Source organism: Enhydrobacter aerosaccus (assembly GCF_900167455.1).
Taxonomy (GTDB): domain Bacteria; phylum Pseudomonadota; class Alphaproteobacteria; order Reyranellales; family Reyranellaceae; genus Reyranella; species Reyranella aerosaccus.
The window spans coordinates 1-15,068 of sequence record NZ_FUWJ01000013.1; the positions used below are offsets into that span (position 1 = coordinate 1).

Consider the following 15,068-nt stretch of genomic DNA (forward strand, 5'->3'; position numbering starts at 1 on the left):
TCGGGCCCGGAGAGCTACAACATGGCGCTGTCGCTGCGTCGTGCGAATGCGGTCAAGGACGCTCTGGTGCGCAACGGCGTGCCGGCCACGGCGATCTCGGTCGTCGGCAAGGGCGAGCAGGGCCTCCTGGTCCCGACCGCCGACGGTGTCCGCGAGCCGCAGAACCGCCGCGTCGTGATCGAGATCCAGTAATCTCGACCTGATCGAAACGAAGAAGGCGGCCCTCCCGGGCCGCCTTTTTTGTGCAGGAGGGCGTGGCGAATGCGGGCATCCGGCTGCCCGGCCCTATCCAGCCAACAGCACGTCCGCCGGAAGGACGGTTATGGAACGGTCCGTGATCAGGTTGCTCCAGATCCAGTTGTGATGCGCGATGACCGCTGGGGCATCGAGATGGGGGCGGTCTGCAAGCGTGTGGCCGTCCTGCACGACCACGACATTGTGGCCGCAGGAGACAGTCGAGCGCACCGTCGCATCGACGCAAAAGTCCGTTGCCCAACCGGCAATCAGTACGCGGTGCGGCGCCAGCCCCTCCAGCATCTCCTTGAGCCGCGTTCCGACATAGGGATCGTTCAGGCTCTTCTCGACCAGAAGATCGTCCTGGCAGCGACTCAATTCGGGCAGGAATGCCCAGCCGCGGCCGCCGCGCTCGAAGCTGTCACCCGGCTTGCCGCAATGTCTGATCCAGATGACGGTGCCGCCCTCTCGTCGAACCATGGCGGTCAACGCATTGATGCGGTCGATCACGCCGCCCAGGTCGTGCTTGGGGGCGCCCTCCAACAGTCCGACCTGCATGTCGACGATAACGATGGCGTCCATCTGATCGACTCCCCCGGGGTCTCGGCACCGGAAGCGGCATGCCACTCTTCAGCCAATGGAGCAACGGCGCGGCGGATGGCACCTCCACGCGGTGATCCTGTTCGTGCAAGCCGTCATTGACGACCGGAATCGTGGTCCCAGAGAGAGTGCGCGTAAGCTGCGCGCGTCTCGATCTCCGACCGGAGCGCCCGCATGTTCAAGTCCCGCCGTTCGCCGTCACCCGCATCCGCGACCGATCTCCAAAAGGTCCGTCGTCGGTCGCGCTCGTTTTCCGCCGCTTTTCCCAGCGATGGCCTCGGCCCGGTCCTTGATTTCGCGCCTTGAAGGGCACCGGCTCCCGTTTTTTTTCCGTTTATTTAACGGGAGCCACCCCACCCTATCCCGTGGTGACGGCGGTCTCCACGTCGGAGGGATCGATCTCGCGGCGCAGGTTGCGGTTCAGCTTGGCGCGATCGAGTTCGCCTTCCCACCAGGAGACGAAGATCGCCGCCACGCCGTTGCCGGTGATGTTCGTGAGCGCGCGCACTTCGCTCATGAACTTGTCGACCGAGAAAATGATGGCCATGCCGGGCACAAGGGCCGGATTCACCACGCTGAGCGTGGCGGCCAACGTGATGAAGCCGGCGCCGGTCACGCCAGAGGCGCCCTTGGAGGTGAGCATGGCGACGCCCAAGATCACGAGATGCTGCTCCAGCGTCAGGTCGACACCCAGGGCCTGCGCGATGAACAGGGTCGCCAGCGTCATGTAGATGTTCGTGCCGTCGAGATTGAAGGAGTAGCCGGTCGGCACCACGAGGCCGACCACCGGCTTGGAGCAGCCGAGCCGCTCCAGCTTCTCCATCAGCTGCGGCAAGGCGCTTTCCGACGACGAGGTGCCGAGCACGATCAGCAGCTCGTCCTTGATGTAGGCGAGGTAGCGGAAGATGTTGAAGCCGACGAAGCGGGCAATCAGGCCAAGCACGATCACCACGAACAGAGCGGCGGTGACGTAGAAGACCGCAACCAGGCCGAACAGGTTGCCGAGCGCCGCCGGCCCGAACTTGCCCACGGTGTAGGCCATTGCACCGAAGGCGCCGACCGGCGCCGCCTTCATCACGATGGCGATAACGCCGAACACCGCGTGGGCCGCATCGTCGATCATGCCGCGCAGGCGATGGCCGCGCTCGCCCAGCGTCATCAGCGCGAAGCCGAACAGGATCGAGAACAGCAGCACTTGCAGGATGTCGCCTTTGGCAAAGGCGCCGAACACGCTATCTGGAATGATGTTGAGCACGAAGTCGACCGACTTCTGCGAGGCGGCCTGCTTGGCATAGCTGGCGACCGCGGCCGCATCGGGCTTGGCGGCGAGCCCTTGGCCCACCGGCGCGAGATTGCCCACGATCAGGCCGATCACCAGCGCCAGCGTAGAGACAATCTCGAAATAGACCAGCGCCTTGACGCCGACACGCCCGACCTTGCGGGCGTCCTGGATGTGCGAAATGCCGGAGACGACGGTGCAGAAGATGATCGGCGCAATCACCATCTTGATCAGGCGGACGAAGCCGTCGCCCAGCGCCTTGATCCACTCATTGGTGGCGAGTTGCGGCCACAGCCAGCCAACGACGATACCCAGGGCGATCGCGATCAACACCTGAACATAAAGGACCCTGTACCAGGCCTTGCGCTTGTGCGCCCCGGCTGCCGTCTTCTGAGCCATGTTTCCTCACTCGGCCGGCCCGCCCCGTGCGGGCCGTGGCCTCCCTCTCGGTTCACCACACGGAACTGTCAAGGTATTGAAGGACGCAGGCCGGAGCTGGAAAGAGGCAGTATCTCGGGATTGGCTTCGCACGCGCGCCCAAACCCAGAGGTCACCCTGACTGCAATTTCTTCTGCAATTAAGAGTGGTTCTTGTCTCCCTCAATGAAATTGAAATTGAGGTGATGAAACCCACCGCCAAGAGTCCTATATTTCCCTCATGGAAAAGCTTCTCTCCACCTCGACCATTGCCACGGTTGCGGCTCTGGGCATCGGCTTGGCTGTCGCCCAGACCGGCATCGGCCAGGATCAGGGTCAAGGCCAAGGTTCTGGACAAAGCCAGACTTCGGGCCAGACCGGTCCGGGGCAAGGACGTGTAGGCCTGCAGAACGCCAGCGGGGGACCGCTCGACGATCAGAACCCACTCCAGGGCCAGAAGCCGCTGGAGGATAGCGGTCCGCTGCAGGGCTTCGGCCCGCTGCTCGGTGCCGGTCCGCTGTCGGGTGCCGGTCCAATGCAATCGACTGGCCCGCTTGCCGGCTCCGGCCCGCTGACGGGCGCCGGTCCGCTTGCCGGTTCCGGTCCGCTGTCGGGCACGGGTCCGCTGATGGGCGCTGCTCCGGTGATCGATGGCGGGGCGGTGGATGCCGTCGCGCCGGTCAATAGCGGGGCGATACCGCCGACCACCAATACCATGTTGGCCAGCCTACCGCCGGGCACGGTGCCGACGGCATCGCCGGCTATCCCCGTCGACGTGGTCATCCCGCTCGATGGCGGTTCGGCCGGCAGCCCGTCCAACAACAACAGTACGCCCGCGACCAACGCCAGCACGGGCGGGTCGGATGGTGGGTCGAACGGCGGCGGCTCCACCGGCGGTGGATCCTTCATCAATCCCAGCCCGAATGGCGGCGGCGGATCGGTGCCTCCGATCAACAATAACAACGGCACGATCAGCAGCACCTAGCAGCGTTGCCGAGGGCGCGCCGTTCGCGCTCTCTCGGTCTCGAGGAGGTATGCTACTGGGCAGCTGCGGTGCGCGTCGCCTCGGCCTGTTCGTGGCGGTGGACCGCCCAATCCTGAAGCAGCTCGGCCGAGATGCCGACCACGATCAGTCCGGCAGCGAGGACCGCGATGGTCCACAGCGTGGCCTTGGCAATATCCCGGGTATCCTTGTGCATGGCGGGCTCCCCTGCTCGCATCGGGGCCAACGCCGGATTCCGTGGGAAAGTTGCCTCGGCGCGCTACCGGCACATCGACTTGATCGCCGTCCATTCCGCCGGCGTGAAGTCGGGCGCACCCGTCGCCGGGCGTTTGGTCGCCTCGACGCGCTCGGCCGTGGGCGGATGATCCGACCAGATGCCCGCAGCCTTGGCGGCATCCTTCGGCTCGGCCTTCAGCAGCTCCTCGAAGAAGCGCGACATGCCATCGGCATGCAGGCCGAGCTTCTCCAGCAGCGATACGCCCTCCTCGTCCGCCTCGCGCTCGAAGTCGCGCCCGTTGCGCAGCGCTGCCAGCAGGGCACCGCCGCTGCCGAGGGTGCCGATATCGGAATAGCCACCGGTGAGCGCCTTCAGGATCTGCTGCGTCCCGTACTGGCGCGCCAGGCCCTTGATCGGATGATAGAGCACGGCATGGCCGATCTCGTGCGCGATCACGCCGCCGAGTTCGTCGCCGTCCTTGGTCAGGGCGATCAGGTCGCCGTAGAGGATCATCGTCCCGCCGGGCAGGGTGAAGGCATTGACCGGCCCGCCCTTCAGCACCCGCACGCTGATGGGATGGTCGTATCCCGCCTCCGCGGCGACGCGGTTGGCGAACTGATTGATCGCCGCCAGCCCTTCCTGGCCGTCGCATTGCGGGCGGTTGCCGGCGATCGCCCGATAGACGCTCTCGCCCAGCCGTGCCTGCAGCCCGTAAGGCACCATCGGGGCCAGCGTGTCACTGCCGGTCTGGATGCCGAACCAGAACAGACCGATCGCCGCCACCAGGGCACCGCCCCATTGCAGGATGCGACCGGCGGGCTCGGGCTTGCGCGCGCCAATGGCGGCGATCTCCGGCACGGCGGTAGCCAGCTGGCGCCGCTGCTCGGCATCCTCGATCGCCAGCCGTGCCTCGTCGCCGCCGCGGACCAGCAGGGGCACCGCCTCGTGCTCGCTGTCGCCGAGAATGCCGAGCTCGACGATCGGCCAGCGCGCCACCAGTGAGGAGTCGCCGAGATCGCGCAGGATCACCTCGCCCGGCGTCGTCACGACGAAGACCTCGCGCACGCAGGCACTCTTGCCGTCATAGTAGCGGCCGTGGATCGTCCCTGGAGCGGCCGGCATCAGATGCTGCTCACATCGAACATGTCGAGCAGCCCCTCGCCGAAGCGCGGCGGCCGCTGCGGCGGCTGTCCGATCGCCGCGCCGTCGGGCTCACCGTAAACCCACAGCTCGCCCGCGATCAGGCGCATGGTGCGATGGATCACCCACGGCCAGCCGAGCCCGAGCGTCAGCATCACGATCAGGTAGTTCAGCACAAGAAAGCCCCACATCTGGCGCGTCGTGAGCGCGGTCGCGAACAGCACGGTGCCGGCACGGGTGTGGCTCACGAGGTAGCGATAGAGATAGGCCCGCCACCAGCAGCGCAACGGCAGGATCATGACGCCGAACAGCAGATAGGCCGCGAAGGCCGCGACGGCGATGGTCAGAAAGAGTTTGGGACCGGGATGAGTGAAAGCCTCCTCGAACTCCGCTCCGCCCAGCCGCGCGATCGAGCCGGTCACCGCCGCGACCGCGATGCCCACCGCCACGATCCAGGCGCCGATATTGAGGAAGTAATAGCCGACATAGCGGCCATAGATGTCGCCGGCGCGGCCAGCGAACTCGAAGCCCTGCGTGCCGACGTGGGCGTGGGCGATGCGCGGCCGTGCGAGATTCACCGACACGACCGGCGTCAACAACCGGGCCGTCATGGCATTGGCGAAGGTGAGTCCGGTCGCCAGCGCACCATAGCTCCAGGCCGAGCCGTCCATGGCGCAGCGTATGCCGCGCCAGCGTGTGCGCGAGAGCTTGTAGCGCAGGCCCGAATACTGGCCGACGAAAGCGAGCGGCACGCCGATCAGGCCGATCGACAGGAACACGACGTCGATGATGTCGAGGCCTGGCGCCGATCGATCGCGGAAGCCGAAGTGCCAGATCGCCCACACGACTCCCGCCCACACGGCCAGTATCGCCACCACGATCAGGAAGCCGATCATCAGCTCCAGCCCGCGCCCGCGATACTCGAAGCGATCCCCCAGGATCGAGAAGTGGTTCCACAGGTAGCGCCGGATGCGCGTGCGCCCCCAGAAGCGCGACAGGCCGAGCGTCAGCAGCATCAGCAGCAGATGGCGCAGATAAATGGCATAAAGCTCGCCCAGCTTGCCGTCATACACGGGCCGGCTGGGCGCCAGCGCCGCGCTCGCCGTCGGCTGCGGGATCAATGTCGGCTCGACCCGGGACGCGGGAGGGGACGGAGGGCCGGCGGGCCCGGAAGGGTCTTGCACGACGGGCTTTTACCTCTTGGCTGCACCGCGAAAGCCATTATGCTGCAGCGCAACATCCAATGGGAGGTCGGAGCTTACACCATGACAGCGGCCAAACGCGACAAGCCCTGGCTGATTCGCACCTATGCCGGCCATTCGACGGCGGCCAAGTCGAACGAGCTCTACCGCACCAACCTGGCGCGCGGCCAGACCGGCCTGTCGGTCGCCTTCGACCTGCCGACCCAGACCGGCTACGACTCCGATCATCCGCTGGCCAAGGGCGAGGTCGGCAAGGTCGGTGTGCCGATCTGCCACCTCGGCGACATGCGCACCCTGTTCGACGGCATTCCGCTCGACCGCATGAACACGTCGATGACCATCAATGCGCCGGCGGCGTGGCTGCTCTCACTCTACATTTCCACCGCCGAGGCACAGGGCGTCGAGCGCGCCAAGCTGCAGGGCACGACGCAGAACGACATCATCAAGGAATATCTGTCGCGCGGGACCTACATCTTCCCGCCCGAGCCGTCGCTGCGGCTGACCGCTGACACGATCGGCTTCACCTATCGCGAGGTTCCCAAGTGGAACCCGATGAACGTGTGCAGCTATCACCTGCAGGAAGCGGGTGCCACGCCGATGCAGGAGCTGGCCTTCGCGCTCGCCAACGCCATCGCCGTGCTCGACGCGGTGCGGTCGCGCGGCCAGGTGCCGGAGGCGGATTTCCCGCAGGTGGTCGGCCGCATCTCCTTCTTCGTGAATGCGGGCATCCGTTTCATCACCGAGATCTGCAAGATGCGGGCCTTCGCCGAGCTGTGGGACGAGCTCACGCGCACCCGCTACGGCGTCGCCGATGCCAAGCAGAGACTGTTCCGCTACGGCGTGCAGGTGAACTCGCTCGGCCTCACCGAGCAGCAGCCGGAGAACAACGTCTACCGCATCCTGCTCGAGATGCTGGCGGTCGTGATGAGCAAGAATGCCCGTGCCCGCTCGGTACAGCTCCCGGCCTGGAACGAGGCGCTCGGCCTGCCGCGGCCGTGGGACCAGCAATGGTCGCTGCGCCTGCAGCAGATCGTGGCCTTCGAGACCGACCTGCTTGAATATGCCGACATCTTCGACGGCAGCATCGAGATCGCCAAGAAGGTCGAGAGCCTCAAGCAGGAGGCACTGGCCGAGATGCAGCGCATCGCCGACCTGGGCGGCGCCGTGGCGGCGATCGAGTCGGCCTACATGAAGCAGCGGCTGGTCGAATCGAACCTCAAGCGGCTGGCCGCCATCGAGGCAGGCGAGCAGACAGTGGTGGGCGTCAATGCCTTTACCGAGGGCGATCCGTCGCCGCTTTCGGCCGGCGAGGGCGCCATCCTCACCGTCGATGCTTCGGTGGAGCGCGACCAGATCGAGCGGCTGAATGCGTGGCGCGCGGCCCGCGACGGCGGGGCCGTGAAGACGGCGCTGGCCGAGTTGGCGGCAGCGGCGAAGGAAGATCGCAACGTCATGCCGGCCTCGATTGCCTGTGCCCAGGCCGGCGTCACCACTGGCGAGTGGACCCAGACGCTGCGCGAGGTGTTCGGCGAATACCGCGCCCCGACCGGCGTCGCCCGCGCGGCCGGTGTCAGCGATACACGCCTCGATGCCGCGCGCCGCGAGGTCGAAACGGTCTCCCGGCGGCTCGGAAGGCGCATCAAGATCCTGGTGGGCAAGCCCGGCCTCGACGGCCATTCCAACGGTGCCGAGCAGATCGCCGTGCGCGCCCGCGACTGCGGCATGGAGGTGGTGTACGAGGGCATCCGCCTCACGCCCGAGCGCATCGTTAATGCGGCGCTCGAGGAGAGCGTGCATGTGGTCGGGCTCTCCATCCTGTCGGGCGGCCACGTCTCACTGGTGAACGACGTGCTCGAGGGCATGCGCTTGGCCGGCATCGGCGACGTCCCGGTCGTGGTGGGCGGCATCATCCCGCCGGCCGATGCCGAGGCGCTGATTGCCGCCGGCGTGGCGCGCGTCTACACGCCCAAGGACTTCGACCTCACTCAGATCATGCGCGACATCGTCGCCGTGGTCGACGGCGCGTGGAAGGAAGCGGCGTAGGCGAGACGGCTCGGCCATGCTCGCGTCCCGCTGGGCACGGCCAGGCAGTTCAGGTCAGTTCCTTAAGCCCGGTGGGCGTTTCGATCTGCGCGCGATAGCGCAGCATTGGCCCGCGAGTGAGCGCAGGCGGGCGATCGATGTCGAGTTCTCGATAGAGGGCTGATATGGCGGCCGGGTCAGGATGCTCGAGCGAGAAGGACCGCAGGCGTGCGCCGAGATCAGCAATTGTCGCCATTGAGCGAGGCTTGCCGCGCCGGTCGATGATAGAGGGTGCTGCCCCATCCAGAGGAAGAGAGCCGTCTCTGGGAATGGCGAAGTCGAATGTCGAGTTGATCGCTGGAAGGGAGACCTTCTCGCCGAAGATTCCTTCGCGCCCGGCGATAACCGATTCGATGGCATCGGTTCTCGCGACCCAGCCTCGCAAGCGCCTTCCTTCCTCCCAGTCGTTCCTGACCTTTCCCTGATCGTCCAGGCCGAACCAGCGCCGTCGACCGGGTCCATCCGCCTCGGGATCGAGAGCCACGATTTCCAGATAGATCGCGCCCCCTAGCTGAAGAAGGTGGTTGTAGGTGCCCATGTAACCATGGCGCTGCCCAAAGGGGACGTCGAGATCGAGGCAAGTTCGAATGTGCGAGACACCCTCCGCCAAAGTCGGGGCGATGACGGTGAGGTGGTCCAGTTTCAGCATGTCTCGGCGATCGGTTGCGGCCGACGCAAACTGTGGTCCCATCCTCATCGGGGCGCAATGTCGGCCTACTCCCCGAGCCGCCATCTCGCCTTCGATCCTCTCGGCTGTGCGATCGGAATCACGCCGCGTATGGCACCATGACACTTCACAAAATCGGACTCTGCCTTGGCCTTCGCCGAGTGCGGGGCAGCTCAGCGCCGGTCCCGTTTCGCTTCCTCGACCAGCCAGCGCTTGAAGTGCCGGAGCGCTGGGCTGTGCTCCCGCCCCGCACGGGTGACGGCGTAATAGGCGAAGCGGGCCGGCCAGCGCGTCTTCAGAGCCTTCACCAGGCGACCGGAGCGCAGCTCGTCCTGTGCATAGACATCGCGCACCAGTGCCAGCCCCTGCCCGGCCACGGCGGCCCGCACCACCAGGTGGTCGTCGGAGAAAGACGGTCCCTTGAGGCGCTTGGGGACCGCCACGCCCTGGGCCTCGAACCAGAGCGGCCAGTCGCCGCGATCGATGTCGTGCAGCAGCGTATAGCGGAGACAATCGGCCGGCGCGGCAAGGGGTGGTCCTGACCGGAGCAGGCGCGGACTTGCGACCACCACCAGTTCGGGCGCGATCAGCTTCGTCGCGTCAAGGCCGGGATAGTTGCCGAGGCCGTGGCGGATGGCCATGTCGACCGGCTCGCGCGCGAGATCGACCAGCCGCGGCCCGGTCTCGACGACGACCTCGATGTCGGGGTGGCGCCTGGCGAAGCGGCCGAGCCGCGGCACCAGCCATCCCGACGCAAACGAGGACATCATGCTGACGACGACGCGGCGCGCGGCGTTCTTGCCCAGACCGCGATCGGCAGCCTCGATGGCGTGGAACGGAGCGTCGAGAGCAGCGAACAGCGTCTCGCCCTTCGACGCCAATCGGACCCCATCGCGACCGCGCACGAACAGCCGCTGTCCCGCTGCTTCCTCCAGCAAGCGGATGCGCTGGCTGATGGCGCCCGGCGTCACCGACAGCCGCTCGGCCGCCGCCTTCATGCTGCGCTCACGCGCCACGACCACGAAGGTATGAAGAAGATCGAATCGGATGGCCACGACCCAGGGTTTAGCACAGCTAAAGCGATGGGCTGAAAGCATCGTTTGTCGCCGCGGCCCCGGCGGCCGAGCCTGCGGGCCGCAAAGGGTCTGACATGTCAGTGAATTTCCGCTCCTCCTCCTTGATCGCCTGGTCAGTGGTCGCCTTCGGCTTCCTCGCCCTGGCACTCGCCTTCTCGACGCGTGCCACGCTGGGGCTGGTGATGCCCGTCTGGACGCAGGAACTCGGCTGGTCGCGCAGCTTCGTCTCCTCGGCTGCCGCCGTTGCGTTGCTGGTGATGGCCGTGGTTGCCCCCTTCGCGGGACGGATGATCGACCGCAAGGGCGTCCGCACGACGCTTGTCGCAGGATTGGCGTTGATCGGCAGCGGCAGCGTGATCGTCGCTGCGACCAGCAGTCGGCTCGTCTTCCTGTTGGCGTTCAGCGGCGTAGCGGCCGTTGGCTTCGGCATGGTCGCGACCCATGTCGTCTCGACGGCGATTGCGCGGTCGTTCGACCGGCATCGCGGCCTCGCCACGGGCATCGCCACCGCCGGCGCCACGGGAGGTCAGCTCGTGGTCGTGCCGCTGGTTGCCGCCATCCTGGCAAGCTCGAGCTGGCGCTGGAGCTTTCTCGCGCTCGGCGCTGCCACCCTCGCCCTGCTGCCGCTCCTGTGGGCAACGCTGCCGAAGCACGTCGTCATCGAGAAGGCGGGACCCGGCACAGCTCCGCTCTTGACCGATATCCGCTTCGTGCTGAAGAAGCCCGCGTTCCACGTCCTGTTCTGGAGCTTCCTGCTGTGCGGCTACACCACCGCCGGCGTGATCGAGACCCACTTCCTGTCCTACGCTGCGTTCTGCGGCTTCGGGCCCCTGCTCGGTGCGACAGCCTATGGGCTGCTGTCGACCGTGAACATGGGTGGCATGGTTCTGTCCGGCTGGCTGTCGGATCGGGTGAACCGTATCGCTCTGCTGAGCGTGATCTATCTGATGCGCGCGATCGCTTTCGTGATCCTGATGCGCGTGGGAGTCGACTACGATCGGCTGATCGCCTTCGCCGCCCTGTTCGGCGCTGTCGACTATGCGACGGTCCCAGTGACTGCCAGTCTTGCCGCCAGCCATATCGGCTTGCGCGTCATGGGCCTGTCGATGGGACTGATCTCGGCAGGCCATGCGATCGGCGCTGCCGCCGGGGCGTTCCTCGGCGGATACCTGTTCGATCTCACGTTCCGCTACGACTGGGTGTGGCTGGGATCGGCCGCGCTCACAGCGACCGCCGGCCTGATCGTCTTCGTCCTGCGTGATCGTCCGCGCGTCGCAACGGCCGACGCGGCGTAGAAGGCGCCACCGCGTCAGACCTCCGACATCACGAGGTCCGTACCGTAGGAATTGTCGACCGCGCACAGCCAGCTTCCGTCCGCCTGCTTGCGGAAGACGTAGGTCGCGCGGCGGGTCGCCGAGGCGAGCGCGCCGTCCTTCTGCGTCCAGTCGAGCATGGTCTCGGCCACGACCAGCGCGGTGTCGCCGCCCTCGATCACGACCAGCTCGCCCTGTGTCACGACAAGGCTGTGGTTGAAATGCTCGGCGATGGCCTCGAAGGCGCGGCGGATCTGCTCCGTGCCCGTGGCGTTGAGGCCGGGCTTCACCACGAGGGTCGCATCCTCCGTATAGAAGGTCATCACGGCGTCGAAATCCTCGTCGGTGATGGCGCGGTCGGCGGCGGCGATCACGTCGTGCAAAGGATGGGGCGACGGATAGGGCGGATGGTCGGGCATTGTCTGTCTCCTCTGATCGGACCTCCGAGGGACAGGCATTAAAAAACCCGCCTCTCGGGGCGGGTTGCTTCGGGACCGTTCGGACGCGCGCTAACCCACCACCGGCTGGATGGCGAGAATAACGACGACGAGAGCGGACACGGTCTGCATGTCTCTGCTTATGGCGGGCGATGGGCCTCCTGTCCAGACTCTATGCCGATGCCGACAGCGTCGCCGTCGCATGCAGGATGGGCTGGATCGGCGCATGGCTGAACAGCCAGGTCTCGGCATGGATCGTATCGCGGTCGCGGCGGAGGACGCGCGACAGCGTCACGATGTCGGCCTGCTGCACCGGTCGCAGCACGGTGAGCGCGAGATGCGTGACCTCGGCATCGGCGCCGGCCGCGGCCCGCAATGACGCATCGAGGGCGGCCAGCAGCGCCGGCATAGTCCAGGCTCGCGGCCGTTCGGGGAAGCGCAGCCGCACCTCCTGGTCGCCGCACTCCTCCACGACCAGACCGTAACGTTCCTCTGCCACGATTGTCGCATCGAGCCGCGCCTGCAGTTCGTCTTCGGTCATCCCCATCACTTTGTGCTAGTCGTCTGCCGCCATGTCCTTTCTCGACCATATCGCCCGCTGCAACAATGTCGATCTGCGCCACTTCGAACCGTGGTTCGTCGGTACCGAGCGGGCAGGATTCATCCATCGCGATTTTGCATCCGTGCTTGCCGCCAAGCCGGACCTCTTCACCCACCGCAAGCAGGGTTGGTACTTCGCCGGCCATCTCGACGCCCCGACCAAGCGCACCGCCGCAATGCGGTCGTTTCTGCTCGAACTGCGCGCACAAGGCCACTTCAAGGGGCTATGGCGGGAAGAGCCCTACGCCGTGACCTGGGAGTTCTCGCGGCCGCCGCTGATGACCATGGAACGGGCGGCAGTGCCCTGGTTCGGCGTGCGCGCCTACGGTCCGCATATGACCGGCTATGTGCGCAAGAAGGACGGCCTGCACATCTGGGTGCCGCGCCGGTCCCGTACCAAACCGACCTTTCCGGGCGAACTGGACAATACCGTTGCCGGCGGCCAGCCGGCCGGCATCGGACTGCTCGACAATCTGATCAAGGAATGCGGCGAGGAAGCTTCGATCCCGCCCGAGCTCGCGCGCCAGGCCAGGGCGGTGAGCTACGTTTCCTACTGGAACCAGTCCGGCGCGCAGCTCAAGCCCGACATCATGACCTGCTTCGACCTGGAGCTGCCCGAGGATTTCACGCCGCGCGCCAATGACGGCGAGGTCGAGTCGTTCGAGCTGTGGCCCGTTCAGCGCGTGTTCGAGACGGTGCGTGACACCAACGCCTTCAAATACAATTGCAATCTGGTGCTGATCGACTTCTTCGTGCGGCACGGCCTGCTGCGCGCCGACGATCCCGATTTCTTCGCCATCGCGGCAGGACTGCGCCAGACGCAACCCGGCTTCCCCTAGGGCGGCGCGCGGCAACTTCCGTCCTGATCGGCCGTTGATGCGCCTGAGGAGGTTGTCCTCATGCGCGTCATTTCCCTTGCGGTCGCACTGACATTGGGAGTCGCCCTCTCGGTCGCCGCCCAGGATATGTCCGCCCCAGGCCATCACGATCCATCGGCGATCGACGGATGGCGCGACCATGGGCATGCGCAAAATCATGACTGGTACAAGAACTTGAAGCAGCCCGGCACGGGCTATTCCTGCTGCAATGGCGACACCGTCGATGGCGACTGCCGCCCGACCCGCGCCTACAAGGACAGCGACGGCACGTGGCGCGCGCTGGTCGATGGCCATTGGCAGCCCGTGCCGCCCAGCGTCGTACTGAAGACCCTGGCGCCCGACGGCAATTCACATGTCTGTGCTGGAAAGAGCGGAATGATCTACTGCTTCATCGGCGGTGTACCGAAGAGCTGACGACATCCACAACATCTTGAGTTAATATTGTCGTAACGGATTCAGTCGAGCGCAATGGCGCGTCGTTTCGAATACGTGACCGGCTCGACTGGTGTTTGCGGAAAGGGGTTCGGCCCCCATGCCCTTTCGCCGTTGGTCTGTTGTTGCTCGTCCCATTGTCCTGCTCTGCGCCACCGCATTGGCCCTGCCGGCGCTGGCGCAAGAAGGTTTCCACGGTCAGGGCCACGCCCAGAATCACGATTGGTATCGCGACCTGAAGCAGCCCGAGACCGGATACTCGTGCTGTAACGGCACAATCGACGGTCGCGAGGGCGATTGCCGGCCGACCCGCGCCTACCTCTCTGAAGACGGAATGTGGCACGCGCTGGTCGATGGCCACTGGATCACGGTGCCGCCGCGCGCGGTATTGAAGCAGCTGGCTCCCGACGGAAACAGCCATATCTGTGCTTCGCGCAGCGGCCTCGTCTACTGCTTCCTCGGCGGCTCGCCGAAATCCTGAGGCGAGCTCGCCGGCCGACGCCACTCAGCTAGGCTGGCGGCGGTATGTGCGCATCCTGGATGACCTTGCGCCACTTCGCCGACTCGTCGGCCAAGGTTTGCGCGTAGAAATCGGGCGTGCCGCCGATCAGCGTGAAGCCGAACTCTGCAAGCCTGTCTCGAAAGCCGCCGTCATGGAGCACATCATTGATGGCAGCATTGAGCCTGGCCACGATCTCGGGTGATACGCCGGCCGGCGCCATGACACCGAAAGGCACTGCGCCCTCCATGCCGGCAAGTCCCACCTCTCCCACCGTCGGTACGTCCGGCAACAAGGCAGAACGCTGCGGCATGGCGACGACGAGACCGCGGACCTTGCCCGCTCTCACAGCGGTTGCCGTCGGCATCAGAAGATCGGAGAGGAGCGGCACGTGTCCACCCACTACATCGCGCAAAGCCTCGGAGCTGCCCTTGTAGCTCACGTGGTCGAGGTTGAGCCCGGTGCGCGTCTTCAGATACTCCGCCCAGAGATGCTGGATACTGCCCGCCCCGGCGGTGGCAAAGGGAATGGAGGGTCCACCGGCCTTGGCGGTCGCCAGCAGTTCCTGCATCGATTTGAAGGGCGCGTCGTTGCTGGCTGCCAGCAGGATCGGCATGTCGAAAAAGCGTGCGACCGGCGCCAGATCCTTGAAGGTGTTATAGGGCAAGGCGATGCCGAACGCGGCATTCACGGCCAGGGCGCCGGGAGCCAGCAGCAGCGTGTATCCATCGGGCTTGGCCTTGGCCACCGTCTCGGTCCCGATGATCGTACTGCCGCCCGCCTTGTTCTCGACCACGATCGATTGCCCCAGGATCTTCTCCAGGCGTTCGCCAAGGGCGCGCGCCCCCGTATCTGTCGCGCCCCCGGGCGCATAGGGCACGACCAGGCGGATCGGGCGGTCCGGATAGCCGGCTGCCAGACCGATGCGCGGAACGATCGATGTGGTGGCAACTCCGACCAACAAAGAGCGACGCTTTATCACTGCTCGGTCCT

At 66.0% G+C, this 15,068-nt stretch carries 17 protein-coding genes; 7 read left to right on the forward strand and 10 right to left on the reverse strand.

The features are described from left to right. A partial coding sequence (locus B5D62_RS28180) for an OmpA family protein (RefSeq protein ID WP_139374083.1) occupies positions 1 to 192 on the forward strand: 192 nt, incomplete at its 5' end. Positions 193 to 285: 93 nt separating this feature from the next. Here the strand turns inward: B5D62_RS28180 and B5D62_RS28185 are convergent. Together B5D62_RS28185 and dctA are read right to left on the reverse strand one after the other, a co-directional pair. Beyond that, on the reverse strand, positions 286 to 816 hold the full coding sequence (locus B5D62_RS28185) for an isochorismatase family protein (RefSeq protein ID WP_085937410.1): 531 nt from the start codon (positions 814 to 816) through the stop codon (positions 286 to 288). A 376-nt stretch (positions 817 to 1,192) separates the two neighbouring features. Further along, positions 1,193 to 2,512: a C4-dicarboxylate transporter DctA gene (dctA, locus tag B5D62_RS28190; protein WP_085937411.1), complete on the reverse strand. Its 1,320-nt coding sequence runs from the start codon at positions 2,510 to 2,512 to the stop codon at positions 1,193 to 1,195. A gap of 258 nt (positions 2,513 to 2,770) precedes the next feature. On the opposite strand from dctA, the gene B5D62_RS28195 reads away from it, so the two are divergent. Continuing rightward, complete coding sequence (locus tag B5D62_RS28195) at positions 2,771 to 3,514, forward strand: hypothetical protein (RefSeq protein ID WP_085937412.1); 744 nt, start codon at positions 2,771 to 2,773, stop codon at positions 3,512 to 3,514. A gap of 52 nt (positions 3,515 to 3,566) precedes the next feature. Here B5D62_RS28195 and B5D62_RS33555 read toward each other — a convergent pair whose 3' ends face one another. The 3 genes from B5D62_RS33555 to B5D62_RS28205 form a co-directional block, all read right to left on the reverse strand. Beyond that, the gene (locus tag B5D62_RS33555; RefSeq protein WP_170921182.1) at positions 3,567 to 3,728 is read right to left on the reverse strand and encodes a hypothetical protein; all 162 of its coding nucleotides are present in this window, start codon (positions 3,726 to 3,728) and stop codon (positions 3,567 to 3,569) included. Positions 3,729 to 3,791: 63 nt separating this feature from the next. Continuing rightward, positions 3,792 to 4,871: a M48 family metallopeptidase gene (locus tag B5D62_RS28200; RefSeq protein WP_085937414.1), complete on the reverse strand. Its 1,080-nt coding sequence runs from the start codon at positions 4,869 to 4,871 to the stop codon at positions 3,792 to 3,794. Beyond that, positions 4,871 to 6,010: a YjgN family protein gene (locus B5D62_RS28205; RefSeq protein ID WP_170921183.1), complete on the reverse strand. Its 1,140-nt coding sequence runs from the start codon at positions 6,008 to 6,010 to the stop codon at positions 4,871 to 4,873. The genes B5D62_RS28200 and B5D62_RS28205 overlap by 1 nt, the downstream gene beginning before the upstream one ends. 144 nt (positions 6,011 to 6,154) lie before the next feature. Here B5D62_RS28205 and B5D62_RS28210 point away from each other — a divergent pair, with 144 nt between their 5' ends. Continuing rightward, the gene (locus tag B5D62_RS28210) at positions 6,155 to 8,134 is read left to right on the forward strand and encodes a protein meaA (RefSeq protein WP_231714971.1); all 1,980 of its coding nucleotides are present in this window, start codon (positions 6,155 to 6,157) and stop codon (positions 8,132 to 8,134) included. Between the two features lie 49 nt (positions 8,135 to 8,183). On the opposite strand, the gene B5D62_RS28215 is transcribed toward B5D62_RS28210, so the two are convergent. Beyond that, positions 8,184 to 8,822: a VOC family protein gene (locus B5D62_RS28215; RefSeq protein WP_085937539.1), complete on the reverse strand. Its 639-nt coding sequence runs from the start codon at positions 8,820 to 8,822 to the stop codon at positions 8,184 to 8,186. Between the two features lie 191 nt (positions 8,823 to 9,013). After that, on the reverse strand, positions 9,014 to 9,895 hold the full coding sequence (locus B5D62_RS28220; protein ID WP_218191361.1) for a LysR substrate-binding domain-containing protein: 882 nt from the start codon (positions 9,893 to 9,895) through the stop codon (positions 9,014 to 9,016). Positions 9,896 to 9,990: 95 nt separating this feature from the next. On the opposite strand from B5D62_RS28220, the gene B5D62_RS28225 reads away from it, so the two are divergent. Beyond that, positions 9,991 to 11,211: an MFS transporter gene (locus B5D62_RS28225; protein WP_085937419.1), complete on the forward strand. Its 1,221-nt coding sequence runs from the start codon at positions 9,991 to 9,993 to the stop codon at positions 11,209 to 11,211. Positions 11,212 to 11,225: 14 nt separating this feature from the next. Here the strand turns inward: B5D62_RS28225 and B5D62_RS28230 are convergent, their stop codons facing one another. Together B5D62_RS28230 and B5D62_RS28235 are read right to left on the reverse strand one after the other, a co-directional pair. Next, a complete protein-coding gene (locus tag B5D62_RS28230; RefSeq protein ID WP_085937420.1) occupies positions 11,226 to 11,648 on the reverse strand; it encodes a YybH family protein in 423 nt (140 codons plus the stop codon). A 190-nt stretch (positions 11,649 to 11,838) separates the two neighbouring features. After that, on the reverse strand, positions 11,839 to 12,207 hold the full coding sequence (locus tag B5D62_RS28235; protein ID WP_139374127.1) for a hypothetical protein: 369 nt from the start codon (positions 12,205 to 12,207) through the stop codon (positions 11,839 to 11,841). Between the two features lie 31 nt (positions 12,208 to 12,238). Between B5D62_RS28235 and B5D62_RS28240 the strand changes: the two genes are divergently transcribed. The 3 genes from B5D62_RS28240 (at position 12,239) to B5D62_RS28250 (ending at position 14,057) form a co-directional block, all read left to right on the forward strand. Continuing rightward, the gene (locus tag B5D62_RS28240) at positions 12,239 to 13,105 is read left to right on the forward strand and encodes an NUDIX hydrolase (RefSeq protein ID WP_085937422.1); all 867 of its coding nucleotides are present in this window, start codon (positions 12,239 to 12,241) and stop codon (positions 13,103 to 13,105) included. A 60-nt stretch (positions 13,106 to 13,165) separates the two neighbouring features. Beyond that, the gene (locus tag B5D62_RS28245) at positions 13,166 to 13,558 is read left to right on the forward strand and encodes a hypothetical protein (protein WP_085937424.1); all 393 of its coding nucleotides are present in this window, start codon (positions 13,166 to 13,168) and stop codon (positions 13,556 to 13,558) included. A gap of 118 nt (positions 13,559 to 13,676) precedes the next feature. Next, the gene (locus tag B5D62_RS28250) at positions 13,677 to 14,057 is read left to right on the forward strand and encodes a hypothetical protein (protein WP_085937425.1); all 381 of its coding nucleotides are present in this window, start codon (positions 13,677 to 13,679) and stop codon (positions 14,055 to 14,057) included. A 28-nt stretch (positions 14,058 to 14,085) separates the two neighbouring features. On the opposite strand, the gene B5D62_RS28255 is transcribed toward B5D62_RS28250, so the two are convergent. Then, positions 14,086 to 15,057, reverse strand: a complete 972-nt coding sequence (locus B5D62_RS28255; protein WP_085937426.1) for a Bug family tripartite tricarboxylate transporter substrate binding protein — start codon at positions 15,055 to 15,057, stop codon at positions 14,086 to 14,088. Positions 15,058 to 15,068 lie beyond the last annotated feature (11 nt).